The organism is Nocardia sp. bgisy134 (genome assembly GCF_057708325.1).
On sequence record NZ_JBYIRW010000007.1, the window covers coordinates 197,759 to 215,463 of the forward strand.

17 protein-coding genes are annotated in these 17,705 nt (G+C 68.4%); 13 read left to right on the forward strand and 4 right to left on the reverse strand.

The genetic code is table 11. The features are described 5' to 3' along the window. Positions 1–159 precede the first annotated feature (159 nt). The 4 genes from AC3ERS_RS15060 to AC3ERS_RS15075 all read right to left on the reverse strand — a co-directional run bounded on the left by AC3ERS_RS15060 (position 160) and on the right by AC3ERS_RS15075 (position 3,307). A complete protein-coding gene (locus AC3ERS_RS15060; RefSeq protein ID WP_431967781.1) occupies positions 160–1,536 on the reverse strand; it encodes a phosphomannomutase/phosphoglucomutase in 1,377 nt (458 codons plus the stop codon). A gap of 359 nt (positions 1,537–1,895) precedes the next feature. Further along, entirely contained in the window at positions 1,896–2,273 is a 378-nt protein-coding gene (locus AC3ERS_RS15065) for a DUF3499 domain-containing protein (RefSeq protein WP_431967985.1), read from the reverse strand. Between the two features lie 249 nt (positions 2,274–2,522). After that, complete coding sequence (locus AC3ERS_RS15070; RefSeq protein ID WP_431967783.1) at positions 2,523–3,011, reverse strand: metallopeptidase family protein; 489 nt, start codon at positions 3,009–3,011, stop codon at positions 2,523–2,525. Between the two features lie 62 nt (positions 3,012–3,073). Continuing rightward, complete coding sequence (locus AC3ERS_RS15075) at positions 3,074–3,307, reverse strand: WhiB family transcriptional regulator (protein WP_029901515.1); 234 nt, start codon at positions 3,305–3,307, stop codon at positions 3,074–3,076. Positions 3,308–3,796: 489 nt separating this feature from the next. On the opposite strand from AC3ERS_RS15075, the gene cofD reads away from it, so the two are divergent. From cofD to lpqB, 13 genes are all read left to right on the forward strand, one after another. Next, on the forward strand, positions 3,797–4,795 hold the full coding sequence (cofD, locus tag AC3ERS_RS15080; RefSeq protein WP_431967785.1) for a 2-phospho-L-lactate transferase: 999 nt from the start codon (positions 3,797–3,799) through the stop codon (positions 4,793–4,795). After that, a complete protein-coding gene (locus tag AC3ERS_RS15085; RefSeq protein ID WP_431967787.1) occupies positions 4,792–6,135 on the forward strand; it encodes a coenzyme F420-0:L-glutamate ligase in 1,344 nt (447 codons plus the stop codon). The genes cofD and AC3ERS_RS15085 overlap by 4 nt, the downstream gene beginning before the upstream one ends. 73 nt (positions 6,136–6,208) lie before the next feature. Then, positions 6,209–6,727 carry an NUDIX hydrolase gene (locus AC3ERS_RS15090; protein WP_431967789.1) on the forward strand — a complete coding sequence of 173 codons (519 nt, stop codon included), beginning with the start codon at positions 6,209–6,211 and terminating at the stop codon, positions 6,725–6,727. A gap of 215 nt (positions 6,728–6,942) precedes the next feature. Continuing rightward, a complete protein-coding gene (locus AC3ERS_RS15095) occupies positions 6,943–8,178 on the forward strand; it encodes an alkane 1-monooxygenase (RefSeq protein WP_431967791.1) in 1,236 nt (411 codons plus the stop codon). Next, positions 8,175–8,345 carry a rubredoxin gene (locus AC3ERS_RS15100; protein ID WP_431967793.1) on the forward strand — a complete coding sequence of 57 codons (171 nt, stop codon included), beginning with the start codon at positions 8,175–8,177 and terminating at the stop codon, positions 8,343–8,345. The genes AC3ERS_RS15095 and AC3ERS_RS15100 overlap by 4 nt, the downstream gene beginning before the upstream one ends. Beyond that, positions 8,342–8,524, forward strand: coding sequence for a rubredoxin (locus tag AC3ERS_RS15105; RefSeq protein ID WP_431967795.1), 183 nt, complete (start codon positions 8,342–8,344; stop codon positions 8,522–8,524). Before AC3ERS_RS15100 ends, AC3ERS_RS15105 begins: the two co-directional genes overlap by 4 nt. A gap of 40 nt (positions 8,525–8,564) precedes the next feature. Further along, positions 8,565–9,185, forward strand: coding sequence for a TetR/AcrR family transcriptional regulator (locus AC3ERS_RS15110; protein WP_431967797.1), 621 nt, complete (start codon positions 8,565–8,567; stop codon positions 9,183–9,185). Between the two features lie 264 nt (positions 9,186–9,449). Beyond that, positions 9,450–10,607 (forward strand): alkane 1-monooxygenase, encoded by a 1,158-nt coding sequence (locus tag AC3ERS_RS15115; RefSeq protein ID WP_431967799.1) that lies wholly within the window; start codon positions 9,450–9,452, stop codon positions 10,605–10,607. A 105-nt stretch (positions 10,608–10,712) separates the two neighbouring features. After that, a complete protein-coding gene (gene ahcY / locus AC3ERS_RS15120) occupies positions 10,713–12,197 on the forward strand; it encodes an adenosylhomocysteinase (protein ID WP_431967801.1) in 1,485 nt (494 codons plus the stop codon). Positions 12,198–12,417: 220 nt separating this feature from the next. Next, entirely contained in the window at positions 12,418–13,065 is a 648-nt protein-coding gene (locus AC3ERS_RS15125) for a dTMP kinase (RefSeq protein WP_431967803.1), read from the forward strand. Between the two features lie 78 nt (positions 13,066–13,143). Beyond that, positions 13,144–13,821, forward strand: a complete 678-nt coding sequence (gene mtrA, locus AC3ERS_RS15130) for an MtrAB system response regulator MtrA (protein ID WP_040781845.1) — start codon at positions 13,144–13,146, stop codon at positions 13,819–13,821. Positions 13,822–13,919: 98 nt separating this feature from the next. Further along, positions 13,920–15,845, forward strand: coding sequence for an MtrAB system histidine kinase MtrB (mtrB, locus tag AC3ERS_RS15135; RefSeq protein WP_431967987.1), 1,926 nt, complete (start codon positions 13,920–13,922; stop codon positions 15,843–15,845). Positions 15,846–15,847: 2 nt separating this feature from the next. Continuing rightward, a complete protein-coding gene (gene lpqB / locus AC3ERS_RS15140) occupies positions 15,848–17,650 on the forward strand; it encodes an MtrAB system accessory lipoprotein LpqB (protein ID WP_431967805.1) in 1,803 nt (600 codons plus the stop codon). The last annotated feature ends 55 nt before the right edge of the window (positions 17,651–17,705 follow it).

Sequence of the window (17,705 nt, forward strand, 5' to 3'; positions counted from 1 at the left end):
ACCTCCCCTCATCGCGCTGCGTCCGGATCGTCCACTGTGCTTCCACTATTCCAGTCGGGAGTGGACGATGCTCGGGATCTCGCGTCGAGCAGAATCGTCTGCTTCCCCGGTCGAATCCTGAGCGTGTGATTCCATTCCGTCGTATCTCCACTATCCCAGTCAGGACCGGACGATGCTCAGAATCTCGGTTACGAGTGCGTCTACTTCCTCCGGCGATCGGGCCTCGACGTTCAGCCGCAGCAACGGCTCGGTGTTCGAGGCACGCAGGTTGAACCAGGCGTTGTCGGCCAGCTGAACCGTCACCCCGTCGAGCCGGTCCACCGACTTGGCGCGATCCTCGAACGCCTCGACCACCGCCAGCGTCCGTTCCTTGGCGTCGGCCACCGTCGAATTGATCTCGCCCGAGGCGGCATACGTCTCGTACGACGACATCAGCTCGGAGATCGGCCGGTCCTTCTCGCCGAGCGCGGCCAGCACGTGCAGCGCCGCGAGCATGCCGGAGTCGGCGCCCCAGAAATCGCGGAAGTAGTAGTGCGCCGAGTGCTCACCGCCGAACACCGCGCCGGTCGCGGCCATCTGCTGCTTGATGAACGAGTGGCCGACCCTGGTGCGCACCGGGGTGCCGCCGAGCTCGTGCACCAGCTCGGGCACCGCCCGCGAGGTGATCAGGTTGTGAATGATCGTCGCGCCCGGCTCCTTGGCGAGTTCGCGCTCGGCGACCAGTGCGGTGATGGCCGAGGGGGAGACCGGCTCGCCGTTCTCGTCCACCACGAAGCAGCGGTCGGCGTCGCCGTCGAAGGCCAGTCCGATGTCGGCGCCGCAACTGCGGACCAGCTGCTGCAGATCGACCAGGTTCTTCGGGTCCAGCGGGTTGGCCTCGTGGTTGGGGAACGAGCCGTCCAGCTCGAAGTAGAGCGGGACGATGGTCACCGAGGACAGCGTGCCGAGCACCTCGGGCACCGTGTGGCCGCCCATGCCGTTGCCCGCGTCCACGGCGATCGTGAGCGGGCGGATGCTCTCCAGGTCGACCAGCCCGCGCAGGAACTTCGCGTAGTCGGCGAGCAGGTCCACCTCGGTGGCGCTGCCGCGCGGCCCGTCGAATTCCGGCACGCCGGTGACGAGTTCGTCCTTGATGGCGGTGAGTCCGGTGTCCTGGCCGACCGGCAGCGCGTTGGCGCGGCACAGCTTGATGCCGTTGTAGCGGGCGGGGTTGTGGCTCGCGGTGAACATGGCGCCGGGACAGCCGAGGTGGCCGGAGGCGAAGTACAGCTGATCGGTGGAGGCCAAGCCGATGTGCGTCACGTCGAGGCCCTGCGCCTGCACGCCGTCGGCGAAGGCCGCGGCGAGCTCGGGGGAGGACTCGCGCATGTCGTGACCGATGACCACGCGGCTCGCGCCCTCGCCGCGCATCAGCCGCGCGAAGGAAGCGCCCACGTCCCTGACGAATTGCGCGTCGATCTGTTCACCGACCACACCGCGAACGTCGTAGGCCTTGATCACCGCGTTCACGAATTCGGCAGAGCGGGCGACTGTCATGGCCCCTACCCTAGTGTGCCCCGGCGCGGCCGCGGGACCGCTCCCTACCCTCGGGCCCGATTTCCGCGCATGCGGCAGGTACGGCGCGGTGTGCGAGGTGGACGATCGCGGTCGGATCCGCGCCGTGGGCAATCGGTTTCGCCGCCCGCGTGCGGCGGCGCGGCCGAGGTGCGCGCGGTCGCGGGTGAGCGTCCGGTCCCGCGGTGAGCAGGTGGGGCGAGCGTGAAGGGAGAAGGAAACGTGGCCTGGCGTCCGTCACCGATGCCTGCTGCGGGTGCGACGTCTCCGGACGGTCGTCGGGTGAGGCTCGGCGTTGCGATCGACTCGGCAGCGCCGGGTCGTGTTTCGCGTCGACCGGTTCAGTTCGGCGGATCGGGTAGCACGCGCAGGTGCCCGCGCCTGCCGGTGCGGGTGGTGCGCTGCGGCGCGGGCGCGTACTCGCGGTAGCCGCGCTGATCGGGCTCGGGGGGACGCCGCCGCAGACCGGCCTCGCGGACGGCTTCGGCCAGTGCGGTGAGGTCGTCGTCGTCCGGCGTGGTGGAGAAGCCGCCTTCGTGGCGGACCAGCTCCCACCCCTTCGGCGCGGTGATCCGGGATCCATGCGTTTCACAGAGGTCCCACGAGTGGGGCTCGGCCACCGTCGCGAGCGGACCCACCACCGCGGTGGAGTCGGAGTAGACATACGTGAGCGTCGCGACGGCCGGATTCTTGCAGCCGGGTCGGCAGCAACGACGCATGGGGATCACGTCGATGAGAGTAACCCCCCTGGCCTCCGGATGTGGATAGACACGCGCTAAGAGTCACGGCTCACATGTGCGTACCTTCGCCTTCGCTCCGGCCGTGCGCTCTTCGCGTACCTCCTCCGCCTTCGGTCCGGCCGTGCGTGGACTTGGGGCGGACTGCGTCCGACCCGTCCGCTGTGCGTACCCCGGCCGTGCGTGGACTTCGGGCGGACGTCGCCCGGCTGCGTCTGCCGGGCGGATCGCCTACTCTTCTTCCTCCTCCTCGGGGTCGATCACGTCGGGATCGACGCCGAGGTAGGTGGCGATCTGCTGCACGAGCACCTCGCGGAGCAGATCGACGAGATCGTCCGGATCGCTCGCGCGGAGTTCGAGCGGTTTGCGGAACAGGACGACCCGCGCGCGGGTCGCCTGCCCGTGCCGGTCGACGCCCGCGGGGATCAGCCGGGAGAGCGGGACCGGTCCGTCGGCCACCACCTCGTCCGGCCAGGTGACCGAATCGGGGTGCAGCGGACGGATTTTCGGTACGTCGTCGACCGCGATGTCGAGTTTGGTGAGCCGGTCGTGCCAGCGGCTGTCGAGCGGGGCGAACGCCTCCAGCACGAGCCGGTCGAACTGCTGGCCTCTGGTGCGCCACGCGGGCACCGTCGGCGGCAGCATCGGCCCGCGCACCCCGCGGCCGCGGCGGATCACCGACCTGGCAGTGGGCGGGCGTCGATGGCGTGAACGGGACATACTCAAAATCTAGGTGAACTCGCACCGACCTCGCGCATCGAGGTCGGTGCGCCGCCTACATGTCAGCCGATACCGCGCTTGAGGCGCCGGCGCTCCCGCTCGGAGAGACCGCCCCAGATGCCGAAGCGCTCATCGTGTGCGAGTGCGTACTCCAGGCACTCGTCGCGCACCTCGCAGCCCATGCAGATCCGTTTCGCCTCGCGGGTCGAGCCGCCCTTCTCGGGGAAGAACGCCTCCGGATCGGTCTGCGCGCACAGGGCACGCTCTTGCCACTGCTCTTCGATGGATTCGAACATCTCGTCGAAGCCCGTCACGACCAGGCTGAGCCGGGGTGTCGACACCGCGTCACCGCCGTCTTGCTCGCTCCGGCCGATGTCTGCGCAGACGCCACGTGCTGCGCCTGCTGTGGAATCGGGTTGCGAGACCATATCGTTGGCCATCGCTCCGCCTCCTCACTGTGTGTTAGCGCAGAATGATTCTTTCCGTCGGACCAACACGCACACCGACGGCCGTACCCCGCGACGTAGTCCCGCGGACATCCCCGAGCTCGCCACCCCGGCTCGAACGCCTGTTCGAAAAGTTGTCCGCGCCTTGCACTCTCGCGCGAACCCGGAATGACACGACTGTGATTAGACACGCCGAACGCGTCGATGGTCAAGCCGTCGTCGCTATTCCGTTACTATCCGCGACGGGTTTCCGTGCTGATCTTGGTGTACGGCATAGCAAATGAATAGCAAATAACGCCCCGGCACCGCTCTCTTCGGCAGCGCATAGGCTGTGCGGATGTGACTGGACAACAAGCGGACATCGCGCCCGCGAAGGGACCCAAGATCGCCGTCCTTGTCGGCGGAGTCGGCGGCGCGCGCTTCCTGCAGGGCGTGCGGGAACTGCTGCCGGAAGCCGATGTTTCCGCGATCGTGAACGTCGGCGACGACGTCTGGATGCACGGCCTCCGGATCTGCCCCGACCTCGATACCTGCATGTACACCCTCGGCGGGGGGATCGACACCGAACGCGGCTGGGGCCGGGTCGGCGAGACCTGGCACGCCAAGGAAGAGCTCGCGAAATATCACGCGCAGCCGGACTGGTTCGGCTTGGGGGATCGCGATATCGCCACGCACTTGATTCGAACCGAAATGTTGCGTGCCGGGTATCCGCTCTCCGCTGTCACCGAAGCGCTCTGCAACAGGTGGCAACCGGGCGTGAAACTCATCCCGGCAACCGACGATCGGTGTGAAACACATGTGGTTGTCAGTGACCCCGAGAACCCTGGCGAACGCCGCGCGATCCATTTCCAAGAGTGGTGGGTTCGATACCGCGCAGACATCGACACCCATGGATTCGCCACAATCGGTGCGGATGAAGCCAAACCGGCCCCAAATGTGACCGATATCATAGCGTCCGCCGACGCGGTGCTGCTGGCCCCCTCCAACCCGGTGGTGAGCATCGGCGCCATCCTCGCGGTGCCCGGCATCCGCGGCGCGCTGCGCACGACCGAGGCGAAGGTGATCGGCGTGTCCGGTGTCATCGACGGAAAGCCGTTGCGCGGCATGGCCGACGAGTGCCTCTCGGTGATCGGCGTGGAGACCACGGCCGAGGCGGTCGGCCGCTACTACGGGGCGCGCTCGGCCACCGGCATCCTCGACGGCTGGCTGATCCACACCACCGACACCGCCGACGTCCCCGGCGTCGAGGTGCGCAGTGTGCCGCTGCTCATGACCGACCCGCCGACGACCGCCGAAATCGTGCGCGAGGCACTGGATCTCGCGGGAGTGAAGCCGTGACCTCGATCGACCACGCCGCGGGCGAGTTGAGCATCCTGCCCATCACCGGCCTGCCGGAATTCCGTCCCGGCGACGACGTCGCCGAGAGCATCGCCGCCCGCGCGCCCTGGCTGGCGGACGGCGACATTCTCGTGGTGACGAGCAAGATCATCGCCAAGGCCGAGGGGCGCATCGTCGCCGCGCCACTGGATCCCGAGGAGCGCGACACCGCGCGCCGGGCGCTGGTCGACCAGGAGGCCGTGCGGGTGCTGGCCCGCAAAGGCCGCACATTGATCACCGAGAACAAGCTGGGCATCGTCCAGGCCGCCTCCGGCGTGGACGGCTCCAATGTCGAGCAGGGTGAACTGGTGCTGCTGCCCGCCGATCCCGACGGCAGCGCCAAGGCGCTGCGGTCCGCGCTGGCCGAACGGCTCGGTGTGACCGTCGCCGTCGTCATCACCGACACCATGGGCCGGGCCTGGCGCAACGGCCAGACCGACGCCGCGATCGGCGCGGCGGGGCTCCGGGTGCTGCACGACTACGCGGGTTCGGTGGACGGGCAGGGCAACGAGCTGCACGTCACCCAGGTGGCCGTCGCCGACGAACTGGCCGCAGCGGCGGATCTGGTGAAGGGCAAGCTCGGCGGCGTCCCTGTCGCGGTGGTGCGCGGGCTGCCGGTCGTCGACGACGGTTCCGGCGCAACGGATCTGCTGCGCCGCGGCACCGACGACCTGTTCTGGCTCGGCACCGCGGAAGCCATCGAGCTCGGTCGGCGTGAGGCCGTGCCGCTGCGTCGTTCGGTGCGCCGATTCGCCGACACCCCGGTCGATCCGGAGCGAATCCGCGCGGCCGTCGCCGTCGCGCTGACCGCGCCCGCGCCGCACCACACCCGGCCGGTCCGGTTCGTCTGGGTGCGCAAGCGGGGCCTGCGGGACCAGCTGCTCGCGGCGATGGCCGACAAGTGGCGGGCCGACCTCACGGCCGACGGTCTCGACCCCGAGCGGGTGGAGCGGCGGGTGGCGCGTGGCCGGATCCTGTTCGACGCGCCCGAGGTGATCATCCCGTTCTGTGTGCCCGACGGCGCGCACGACTATCCGGACGAGCGCCGACGCGCCGCCGAACGGACCATGTTCACCGTGGCGGTGGGTGCGGCGGTACAGGGCCTGCTCGTCGCGCTGGCCACCGAGGGGATCGGCAGCTGCTGGATCGGCTCGACCATCTTCGCTCCGGAGATCACCAGGGATGTGCTCGGCCTGGAGGCGGACTGGAACCCGTTGGGCGCCATCGCCATCGGTCATCCGCTGGAAGAGCCGACCCCGCGCCAAGTGGCCGGTCCCGGGGCGGGCCTGGTCGAACTATGAGCGAACGGAGTGAGCGAATCGTGTGTCAGCGCGCTTCGCGCATGCCGGAGCCGAGCGTCAGCGAGGCGCAGGCATGAGCGCTGATTCGCTGCACGCGTCGGCCACCGAGCTGCTCCAGGCCTGGTCTCCCGCCGCTGATCACGATCGGTCGCTGCGCGAGGCCATGCTCGCGTTTCTGGGTTCGGCGCCACGTGGCTGTCTGCGCGAGCACGCCGCGGGGCACATCACCGCCTCGGCGGTGGTGTTCTCGCACGACGCGGCCGAGGTGCTGCTGACCCTGCATCCGAAGGTGGGGCGCTGGATTCAGCTCGGCGGGCACTGCGAGGAGGGCGACGAGACGGTCGCCGATGCCGCGCTCCGCGAGGCGACCGAGGAATCGGGCATCCCGGGGCTCCGGATCGAGCCCGGCCTCTACGGTGCGCAGGCGCATCCGATCACCTGTTCGCTCGGCGTCCCGACCCGGCATCTGGATCTGCTGTTCCGTATCACCGCGCCCGCGGGCGCGGTCCCGGTGCGCAGCGCGGAGTCGACGGACCTGCGGTGGTGGCCGGTGGACGCGCTGCCGGAGGATGCCGAGGTCCTGCTGTACTGAGGCCTTTTCACGCCTGAGGCATCGCACGAAAAGTGGTTTCTGACCGATAGGCGTCCGGTTGGTGCTCAGCTCCGGCCGGACGCCCTTTCGTTATGTCATAACATCTTTACAAATCGCCAATTTTGTATAGACACAAGACAGTTGTCGTTCTAGTGTCCACATCAGAAGTATTGTGCGTCACACCTCGGTGTGCGCCGCGCTGATGGGAGACATCGATGTCTACTGATGCCGACGCGCCGCAGCGTCCGGTCGAGGCTCCGGCCTGGCGGGATCGCAAGCGTTATCTCTGGCTCTGGGGGCTGTTCGCGCCGACCGGCTTGTTCACGATCGCGCTTCCGCTGATCTGGGCATTCAACGAGCTCGGCTGGCATCGCCTCGCGCAGGTGCCGTTCTGGCTCGGCCCGATCCTGATCTACCTGGTGATCCCGCTGGCCGACGTCTTCTTCGGGCCCGACGGTGAGAACCCGCCCGACGAGGTGATGGAGTACCTGGAGAACGACAGGTACTACCGGTACCTGACCTACCTGTACCTGCCGTTCCAGTACACCACGCTGATCATGGCCTGCTACCTGATCGGCGCCGACGACCTGAGCTGGCTCGGCATCGACGGCGGATTGCACGTCGTCGACGAGATCGGCTTGGCCATCACGGTCGGCATCATCGGCGGCATCGGTATCAACACCGCGCACGAACTCGGTCACAAGAAGGTCGATCTGGAGCGCTGGCTCTCCCGCATCGCGCTGGCCCAGTCGTTCTACGGTCACTTCTACATCGAGCACAACCGCGGCCATCACGTCCGCGTCGCCACCCCGGAGGACCCGGCGAGTTCCCGTGTGGGCGAGACGTTCTGGGGCTTCTGGCCGCGCACCGTGTGGGGCAGCCTGAAGTCCTCGTGGCGGCTGGAGAAGGTGCGGCTGGAGCGGCTCGGCAAGAAGCCGTGGTCGCTGCGCAACGAGGTGCTCTCGGCCTGGCTGATGTCGGTGGCGCTGTACGCGGCGCTGGTCGCGATGTTCGGTCTTGGCGTGCTGCCGTACCTGGCGCTGCAGGCCGTGATCGGCTTCAGCCTGCTGGAGGCGGTCAACTACCTCGAGCACTACGGACTGGTCAGGCAGCGCACCGCCACCGGTCGCTACGAACGGCCCGCGCCGGTGCACAGCTGGAACAGCGACCACATCGTCACCAACATCTTCCTGTACCACTTGCAGCGGCACAGCGATCATCACGCGTATCCGACCCGCCGCTACCAGACACTGCGCAGCTGGGACGGCGCGCCGAACTTGCCGAGCGGTTACGCGAGCATGGTCCTGCTCGCCTACTTCCCGCCGCTGTGGCGCAAGGTGATGGACAAGCGGGTGCTCGCGCACTACGGCGGCGACATCACGCGCGCCAACATCCACCCGGGCAAGCGGGACCGGGTGCTCGCGCGGTACGGGGCGGAGGTCGAGTCGTGAGATATCGCTGCCCGGTCTGTGATTACATCTTCGATGAGGCCAAAGGCGCTCCGCACGAAGGCTTTCCGGCTGGCACCCCGTGGACCGATGTGCCCGACGACTGGTGTTGCCCGGACTGCGGCGTGCGCGAAAAGATCGACTTCGAACCTGCAGAGGTGACCAAGTGACCGAATACAAGCTGTACCAGTGCATCCAGTGTGGCTTCGAGTACGACGAGGCCAAAGGGTGGCCGGAGGACGGCATCGCGCCTGGCACCCGGTGGGACGACATCCCCGACTACTGGACTTGTCCGGACTGCGGCGCGGCCAAGGCCGACTTCTTCATGGTCGAGATCGAGCGGTCGTGAGATTTTGACTGCGGCGGACGCCCGTGACAACCTCGCGGGTATGCCGCGCACTGGACCGAGGGTTCCGTATCAGGAGGCGGCGCGGGAACTCCTGCGCACCTCCGTCCTCGACGCCATGCGCGAACTGCTGACCGAGCGGGACTGGTCCAAGATCACGCTCGGCGACGTCGCTGGCAGGGCCGGGGTGAGCAGGCAGACGCTCTACAACGAGTTCGGATCGCGCGCGGGGTTGGCGCAGGCCTACGCGCTGCGCCTGGCCGACGACCTGGTCGACCACGTCCGCAGCGCCATCGCGGGCAACGAGGGCGACGTCCGCGCCGCGTTCCGGGAGGCGCTGTCCGGCTTCTTCCTGGACGCGGCCGCCGATCCGCTGGTGCAGTCGCTGCTCGCGGGCGAGGTGAAGCTGGATCTGCTGCGCCTGATCACCCTGGACGCCGCGCCGCTCGTCGAACACGCCACCGAGCGGCTCGCCTCGGTGTTCCAGCACAGCTGGGTGGACGCCACGGAGGAGGAGTCGGTGGTGCTGGCGGGCGCGCTGGTCCGCATCGCGCTCAGCTACATCCCGACACCGCCCGCGCCGGGCCGCAATGCGCCCGCCGATCTCGCCCAACTCCTCGGTCCCTACGTCGAGGCGATCCTGGCCACCCGCGAAGTGGGCTGAACGGCTGCCTCGAATTCGCTCCGATAGGGGATCGCACCCCGGGAAATGGGGGCTCCGGCCGTCCTGGTTAGGGGATCCTTAGGGGCCCATCCCCGATTTGCGGGAGGTGTGCGGTGACTGCTATCACATGTGAAGTCGCTGAAAAACCGACCGCCACGCTTGTAACGGTCGACACGTTTGGATCGAGAACTCCGGTGTAACGGAGGTCATGCCTGTAAGTATTCTCATGCATCGGAGTTGAGAATTTTGATTAGCGGGGCAAACGTGCAATCGGTTGGCAAACCGTCGGGATCGACCGATCCCAAACGCCATCTGTGGGTTCTGGGCCTGATCGCGCCGGCCTCCGCGTTGCTGCCCTCACAACTCGTGTTGCACACGGGCGCCGCGGTGTTCTGGTGGATCGGACCGATCATCGTGCTGGTGATCATCCCGGTCCTCGACTGGGTGGTCGGCGAGGACGGCAGCAATCCGCGCGACGAGGACTACGAGCGGCTGTCCAACGATCGCTACTACCGGTGGTGCACCTATCTGTTCCTGCCGATCCAGCTGATCGGCTTGATCATCGCCGCCTACATGTGGGCGGGCGACGAACTCAGCGTGCTCGACAAGCTCGGCCTGGCCGCCACTCTCGGCTTGGTCAGCGGCATCGGCATCAACGCCGCGCACGAACTCGGCCACCGCGTCGAGCACATGGAGCGCTGGCTGGCCAAGATCGCGCTCGCACAGTCCGGGTACGGGCACTTCTTCGTCGAACACAACCGCGGCCACCACGTGCGCGTCGCGACACCGGACGACCCGGCGAGCGCGCGGCTCGGTGAGTCGCTGTGGGAGTTCCTGCCGCGCAGCGTCGCGGGCGGCTTCCGTTCCGCCCTGGTGCTGGAGAAGGAACGGCTGGCGCGCAAGGGCCTGCCCTGGTGGACCGTGCGCAACAACGTGCTGCAGGCATGGGCGATGACGCTGGTGCTGTTCGGCGCGCTGATCGCCGCCTTCGGCTTCGCGGTGCTGCCCTGGCTGCTGTTGCAGGCCGCGATCGGCGCGGGCCTGCTGGAGACGGTCAACTATGTCGAGCACTACGGCCTGCTGCGCGAGCGCAGGCCGAACGGCAGCTGGGCCCGCTGCTCGCCGCGCGACAGCTGGAACAGCGACCGGCTCGTCACCAACATCTTCCTTTTCCACCTGCAGCGGCACAGCGATCACCACGCGAATCCGGGACGCCGGTACCAGACCCTGCGCAGCTCGGAGGACGCCCCGCAGCTGCCCGCCGGCTACGCCAGCATGATCGTCTTCGCGGCCATCCCGCCGCTGTGGCGCTCGATCATGGACCACCGGGTGCTCGCCCACTACGACGGCGACATCACCCGCGCGAACATCCAGCCGCGCAAGCGCACGCGGATCCTCGCGATCTACCGGGCGACCGCCTGAGACGGGCGGGATCACGGGCGGGGCGAGGCCGGGACAGGCGCGTGGTGTGTTCCCATGCGCTCAGCGACTAGCCTTGCATCGGTACAGCCGACCATGGAGAGGCACATGACGACCTCAGAACTTCCCGCACGCACGTCCCTGACTCCCGATGTCCGCAACGGCATCGACTACAAGGTGGCGGACCTGTCGCTGGCCGAGTTCGGCCGCAAGGAGATCCGTCTGGCCGAGCACGAGATGCCGGGTCTGATGGCGCTGCGCCGCGAGTACGCCGACGTGCTGCCGCTGAAGGGCGCGCGCATCTCCGGCTCGCTGCACATGACGGTGCAGACCGCGGTGCTGATCGAGACCCTGGTCGCGCTCGGCGCGCAGGTGCGCTGGGCCTCCTGCAACATCTTCTCCACCCAGGACCACGCCGCGGCCGCGGTCGTCGTCGGCCCGCACGGCACGATCGACGAGCCCAAGGGCACCCCGGTCTTCGCCTGGAAGGGCGAGACCCTGGAGGAGTACTGGTGGGCGGCCGAGCAGATGCTGACCTGGCCGGGCGAGCCCGCCAACATGATCCTCGACGACGGCGGCGACGCCACCATGCTGGTGCTGCGCGGCGCGCAGTTCGAGAAGGCAGGCGTGGTGCCGCCCGCCGACGAGGACCACTCCGCGGAGTACACGGTCTTCCTGAACCTGCTGCGCGAGCGCTTCGAGACCGACAAGGGCAAGTGGAGCGCGATCGCCGAGAGCGTGCAGGGTGTCACCGAGGAGACCACCACCGGCGTGCTGCGCCTGTACCAGTTCGCCGCCGCCGGTGAGCTGGTCTTCCCGGCGATCAACGTCAACGACTCGGTGACCAAGTCGAAGTTCGACAACAAGTACGGCACCAGGCACTCGCTCATCGACGGCATCAACCGCGGCACCGATGTGCTCATCGGCGGCAAGAAGGTGTTGATCTGCGGCTACGGCGATGTCGGCAAGGGCTGCGCGGAATCGCTTGCCGGACAGGGCGCTCGGGTGCAGGTCACCGAGATCGACCCGATCAACGCGCTGCAGGCGCTGATGGACGGCTACGACGTGGTGACCGTCGAGCAGGCGATCGGCAACGCGGACATCGTGATCACCTCGACCGGCAACAAGGACATCATCACCCTCGAGCACATGAAGGCGATGAAGGACCAGGCCATCCTCGGCAACATCGGCCACTTCGACAACGAGATCGACATGGCGGCGCTGGAGCGTTCCGGCGCAACGAAGTTGAACATCAAGCCGCAGGTCGATCAGTGGACCTTCGGTGCGACCGGCAAGTCGATCCTGGTGCTCTCGGAGGGTCGTCTGCTGAATCTGGGTAACGCGACCGGACATCCGTCGTTCGTGATGTCGAACAGCTTCTCCAACCAGGTGATCGCGCAGATCGAGCTGTGGACCAAGCCGGACGAGTACGACAACGAGGTCTACCGCCTGCCCAAGCACCTGGACGAGAAGGTCGCCCGCATCCACGTCGAGGCGCTCGGCGGCACGCTGACCAAGCTCACCAAGGACCAGGCCGAGTACATCGGCGTCGACGTCGAAGGCCCCTACAAACCGGACCACTACCGGTACTGAGTCTTCGCTCGTCCCGAGCGGCCCGGCAACCCGTGCGGTTGCCGGGCCGCTCGCCGTGTAAGCCCTTGCCGCGCAACTACGCCGACGCGCACCTCGGGCTCGGGCGATCGGCGGCGGAACCGGCGATCGAGTCCGTCGTCCTCGGCGCGCGTGAGCCGCGCGTGCGCGCTACCGGTGTCGGTGGGTGGGGCCCAGCCCGCGATCGGTACTGTGACCTGCCATGGGTGCCCTGATCGCGGTGGAAGGTCTGGACGGCGCCGGGAAGCGCACGCTGACCGACGCCGTGATCGCCGCGCTCGCCGAGCGCGGGCTGCGCGCGGTCACACTGGCGTTCCCGCGCTACGGGCGATCGGTGCACGCCGATCTCGCCGCCGAGGCGCTGCGCGGCGCGCACGGGGACCTCGCCGACTCCGTGTACGCGATGGCCTTGCTGTTCGCGCTGGATCGCGCCGACGCGCGCGCGGAGCTGGCGAAGCTCTTGGCGGACAACGACATCCTCATTCTCGACCGCTACGTTGCCTCCAACGCCGCCTACAACGCCGCCCGCCTGCACCAGTCGGCGGAGGGCGAGATCGCGCGTTGGACAGCCGATTTGGAGTTCGGCCGGTTCGGTCTGCCGAAGCCGGACGTGCAGGTGTTGCTGGACGTCTCCACGGAGGTCGCCGCCGAACGTGCGCGCCTGCGCGGCGAACTCGACGAGTCCCGCGCGCTCGACGCATACGAACGCGACGGCGAGCTCCAGCGCCGCACCCTCGAGGTGTACCGTGAGCTGGCCGAACGGAACTGGCACGGCCGGTGGTGGACGTACCGATCCGGTGACGATCCGGCATCGCTGGCCGCGCGCATCGCAGAAATTGTTGCCGGATAGGGTTGGATGTGCGGCGGGTTCGCACCAGTGTTGGCGTGGCGGCCCGATCCTGGCCTGGGAGATGACAACATAGTAATTATGAAGCCGAAGATTCTGGTCGTCGACGACGATATGGCACTCGCTGAGATGCTCACGATCGTCCTGCGCGGGGAAGGGTTCGACCCGCATGTGGTCGGCGACGGTACGCAGGCACTGGCGGCGGTTCGCGAGATCCGTCCCGATTTGGTGTTGCTGGACCTGATGCTGCCCGGCATGAACGGCATCGATGTGTGCCGTGTGCTGCGGGCCGATTCCGGAGTCCCGATCGTCATGCTCACGGCGAAGACCGACACGGTCGACGTCGTGCTCGGTCTGGAGTCCGGTGCCGACGATTACATCGTCAAGCCGTTCAAGCCGAAGGAGTTGGTCGCTCGGGTGCGCGCCCGCCTGCGTCGCACCGAAGAAGAACCCGCGGAGCTGCTGTCGATCGCGGACATCGTCATCGACGTGCCCGCGCACAAGGTGAGCAGGGGCGGTCAGCAGATCTCGCTGACCCCGCTCGAGTTCGACCTGCTGGTGGCGCTGGCCCGCAAGCCGCGCCAGGTGTTCACCCGAGAGGTGCTGCTCGAGCAGGTATGGGGCTACCGCCACGCGGCCGACACCCGCCTGGTGAACGTGCACGTGCAGCGGCTGCGCGCCAAGGTCGAGAAGGATCCGGAGAATCCCGAGATCGTGCTCACCGTCCGAGGCGTGGGCTACAAGGCCGGACCGCCGTGACCGAAGGCGATGCCCAGTCCGCGGGTGCCCAGCGCCCGCGCGACGATGCGCCTGCCGCGGGTGACCGCGCGGGCGCGCCGGGCGGAGTGTTGCCACGTCTGGAACACACGCTCGCCCCGGTGGTCGCCTGGTTCAAGGAGGCGGGCACCGCGCTCGGTCATGTCTGGCGGCGGTCGCTGCAGCTGCGCGTCATCGTCTCCACGCTGACGCTCTCGCTCATCGTGATCACGATCCTCGGTGTGGTGCTGACCAGTCAGATCACCGACCGGCTGCTGGACGCGAAGATCAACGCCGCGGTCGAGGAGATGGATCGCGCCCGCAACACGGTGGAGAGCCAGTTGGTGGGCGTGCAGGACGTGGGCACCCAGGAGCAGCGTCTCACCGACGCGCGCAACGCCCTCTCCAACCGCGGCGGCACCGGCCAATCCACCGGCGCCGCAGGCAGTTTCGACTCCGCGCTGAGCATCGTCGGCGGCATACCGCAGCGGCAGATCGCGACCGGGCCGATCACCGAGGTGCCGGAGGAACTGCGCCGGTTCGTGCAACGCAACCAGGTCAGCTACCAGTTCGCCACGGTCGAGGACCCGGACGGCTACCAGGGGCGGGCGCTGATCATCGGCAGCCCGAGCGCCGAGGTGCCGACCCTGGAGATCTACCTGATCTTCCCGTTGGCCAACGAGGAGCGCAGCCTGGCGCTGATGCGCGGCACCATGATGATCGGCGGTCTGGTGCTGCTGGTCCTGCTCGCGGCGATCACCGCGCTGGTCACCAGGCAGGTGGTGCTGCCGATCAGGTCCGCGGCGCGGATCGCGAGCCGCTTCGCCGACGGTCGCCTCAAGGAGCGCATGCTGGTGCGCGGCGAGGACGACATGGCGCGGCTGGCGCAGGCGTTCAACGAGATGGCCGAGAGCCTGTCCAACCAGATCACCCAGCTCGAGGAGTTCGGCAATCTGCAGCGGCGCTTCACCTCGGATGTGAGCCACGAGCTGCGCACGCCGCTCACCACCGTGCGCATGGCCGCCGACCTGATCCACGGCAGCAGCGAGGACCTGGATCCCGCGCTGGCGCGTAGCGCCGAGCTGCTGGTCACCGAGCTGGACCGGTTCGAGGGTCTGCTCAACGACCTGCTGGAGATCAGCCGCCACGACGCGGGTGTCGCCGAACTCCAGGTGGAATCCCTCGACGTGCGGATGTGCGCGCGGGCCGCCATCTCGACCGTGCGCCATCTGGCCAAGGACGCCGGCGTCGAGGTCGTCATCGACCTGCCGGAGGACCCGCTGGTCGCCGAGGTCGATCCGCGTCGCGTGGAGCGGGTGCTGCGCAACCTGCTCGCGAACGCCATCGACCACAGCGAGGGCAAGCCGGTGCTGATCCGCATGCGCGGCGACGCCGAGGCCAACGCCGTCGCCGTCGTGGTGCGCGACCAGGGCGTCGGCCTGCGGCCCGGCGAGGAGAAGCTGGTCTTCAATCGCTTCTGGCGGTCGGACCCGTCGCGCATGCGCCGTTCCGGCGGCACCGGCCTCGGCCTGTCGATCAGTGTCGAGGACGCCAATCTGCACGAGGGCAGGCTGGACGCGTGGGGCGAGGTCGGCGTCGGCGCCAGCTTCCGCTTGACCCTGCCGCTGGTGCGCGGTCGCAAGATGGGCCCGAGCCCGCTGCCGCTGGAACCCGCGTTGCGCAGGACACCGCCGCGTTCGCCCGAGGCCGACGATTCGCCGACGATTCCCTTCTCGCACGCCGATCCGAGCGCGTTCGGCGAGCCGATCGGCGCGGCGGCGAGCGGAACGGTGTCGTCGAGCACGACGGCCAGCGGCGCAGTGGCGAACGATCCGGTGGCGAACGTGACCGAGGGCGCGGAAGCTGCGGACGGCCCCGCTGAACGCGCCGGGTCGACGGACGGTACGGGAGAGTCGACCGTGGCGCGCAACGGCGTCAGCGAGGCAGAGAAGGGGTCGAACGCGGGCGATGCGGACGGCTCCGGTTCCGGCAAGGTACTCACCGAACGCGGAGACGTACAGTCATGAGAATGCCGGCTGTGAGATCCTCTCGACTCGCCGCGGTGGTCGCGACGCTGGTCGCGGCACTGCTGGCGATCAGCGGATGCGCGAGCCTGCCGGAGTCGTCGGCCCCGCAGGCGCTCGGCACGCTCAACAGGGAGCCCACCTCCGAAGGTCCGCCGCCGCCCATCCAGGGCCGTGATCCGGATCTGCTGCTGCAGGATTTTCTGCAGGCCACCGCGGATCCGACCGACCGCCACCTTGCGGCGCGGCAGTACTTGACCCCGGCTGCTTCGGCACAGTGGGACGACGCTGCCGCCGCCGCGATCGTCGAGAAGCCGGACACGCTGCGGGAATCTCGATCCATCGATCAAGCCACGTACGTCATCCGGGCGCGCAAGATCGCTGAGGTCAGCGCGGACGGGGCCTATCGAGCCGTGGACGACAGCCTCGAGAACAAGATCGAGATGACCAAGATCGACGGCGAGTGGCGCATCGACGAGCTGCCCGACGGCCTCGTCATCGACAAGTCCGCCTTCGGCAAGTCGTATCGGCGCAACGTGCTGTACTTCGTGAACCAGGCAGGCACGTCGGTGGTACCCGATCTGCGGTGGGTTTCGATCCCCAAGGATCAGCTTCCCCAGCGGCTGCTGACTCTGCTCGTCGAGGGGAGCCAACCCGCGCTGGCCCCGGTGGTGCGCAACCTGCTCGCGGCGCCGGTGACGTTGCGCGGCCCGATCACCAAGGCCAACGGCGATCCTGACGAAGTCGGCTTGGGTCTCGGCGGTGTGCGCGTCGACTTCTCCGGCGCCTCGGTGTTGAGCCCGCGCGATCGGGAACTGCTCGCCGCTCAGGTGGTGCTCACCCTCTCCGCCGCGGACATCCTCGGACCGTACGTGCTGCTCGCGGATGGCAAACCGCTGGACGACCGGTTCGCCGCGAACGGCTGGTCGGTGGCCGACGTCCAGCAGTTCACCCCGTCGGCGCAGGCGCGCTACAAGGCGGGGCTGCACGCCCTGCGCGAGGGCGCGCTCGTCGAGGTGGCCGCGGGAGGAATCGCCCCGGCGCCCGGGTACTTCGGCGCGGTGAACAATCTGCAGTCGGCGGCTCTCACCCCCGACGGCCAGTTCGTCGCCGCGGTCGCCGACGCCGGGCGGCCTGCGCCGCAGCTGCCGCGCACGCTGATGGTCGGCACCTACGGCGGTACGCAATTCCCGGTGGCCGAAGGAACGACCATCAGCAGGCCGTCGTGGACGACCGATGGCGCCGCCGCCTGGGCGGTGGTCGACGGCGAGCGGGTGATCCGTGTGGCCAACGACCTCGCCACGGGCACCGTCTCGGTTCAGGAGGTCGACACCTCCGCATTGCTGGACGGTGCGAACGGCGTTTCGCTGCGGCTGCCGATCACCGAGATCAGGATTTCGCACACCGCGACGCGGGCAGCGCTGATCGCCGACGGCCGGGTCTACATGGCGGTGATCGAGCGGCGGCCCGACGGTCGCTTCGCGCTGTCCTCGCCGCTGCCGATTGCCGTGGGCCTCAGCACCCGGGTGATCTCGCTGAGCTGGCTCACCGACGACAAGATCATCCTCGCCCGTGAGGGGAACGTCGACCCGGTCAGCACGGTGTCGATCGACGGATCGGATCTGTTGCCGGAGACCAGCCGCAACCTGACCCCGACGCTGCGCATGGTCACCGCATCGCCGGAGACGCAATATGTCGCCGACTCGCGCGCGGTGCTCGAGCTCGCGGCCAATCCGGACGGCGGGGAGCCGTACTGGCGCGAGGTGCCCGGCCTGGGCGCCAGCGCGGTCCCGGTGCTGCCCGGATGAGGCTGATCGGTCCTTGCGAACCCAGCCCCCGCGGCCGCCGTCGGGGTTCCGAATG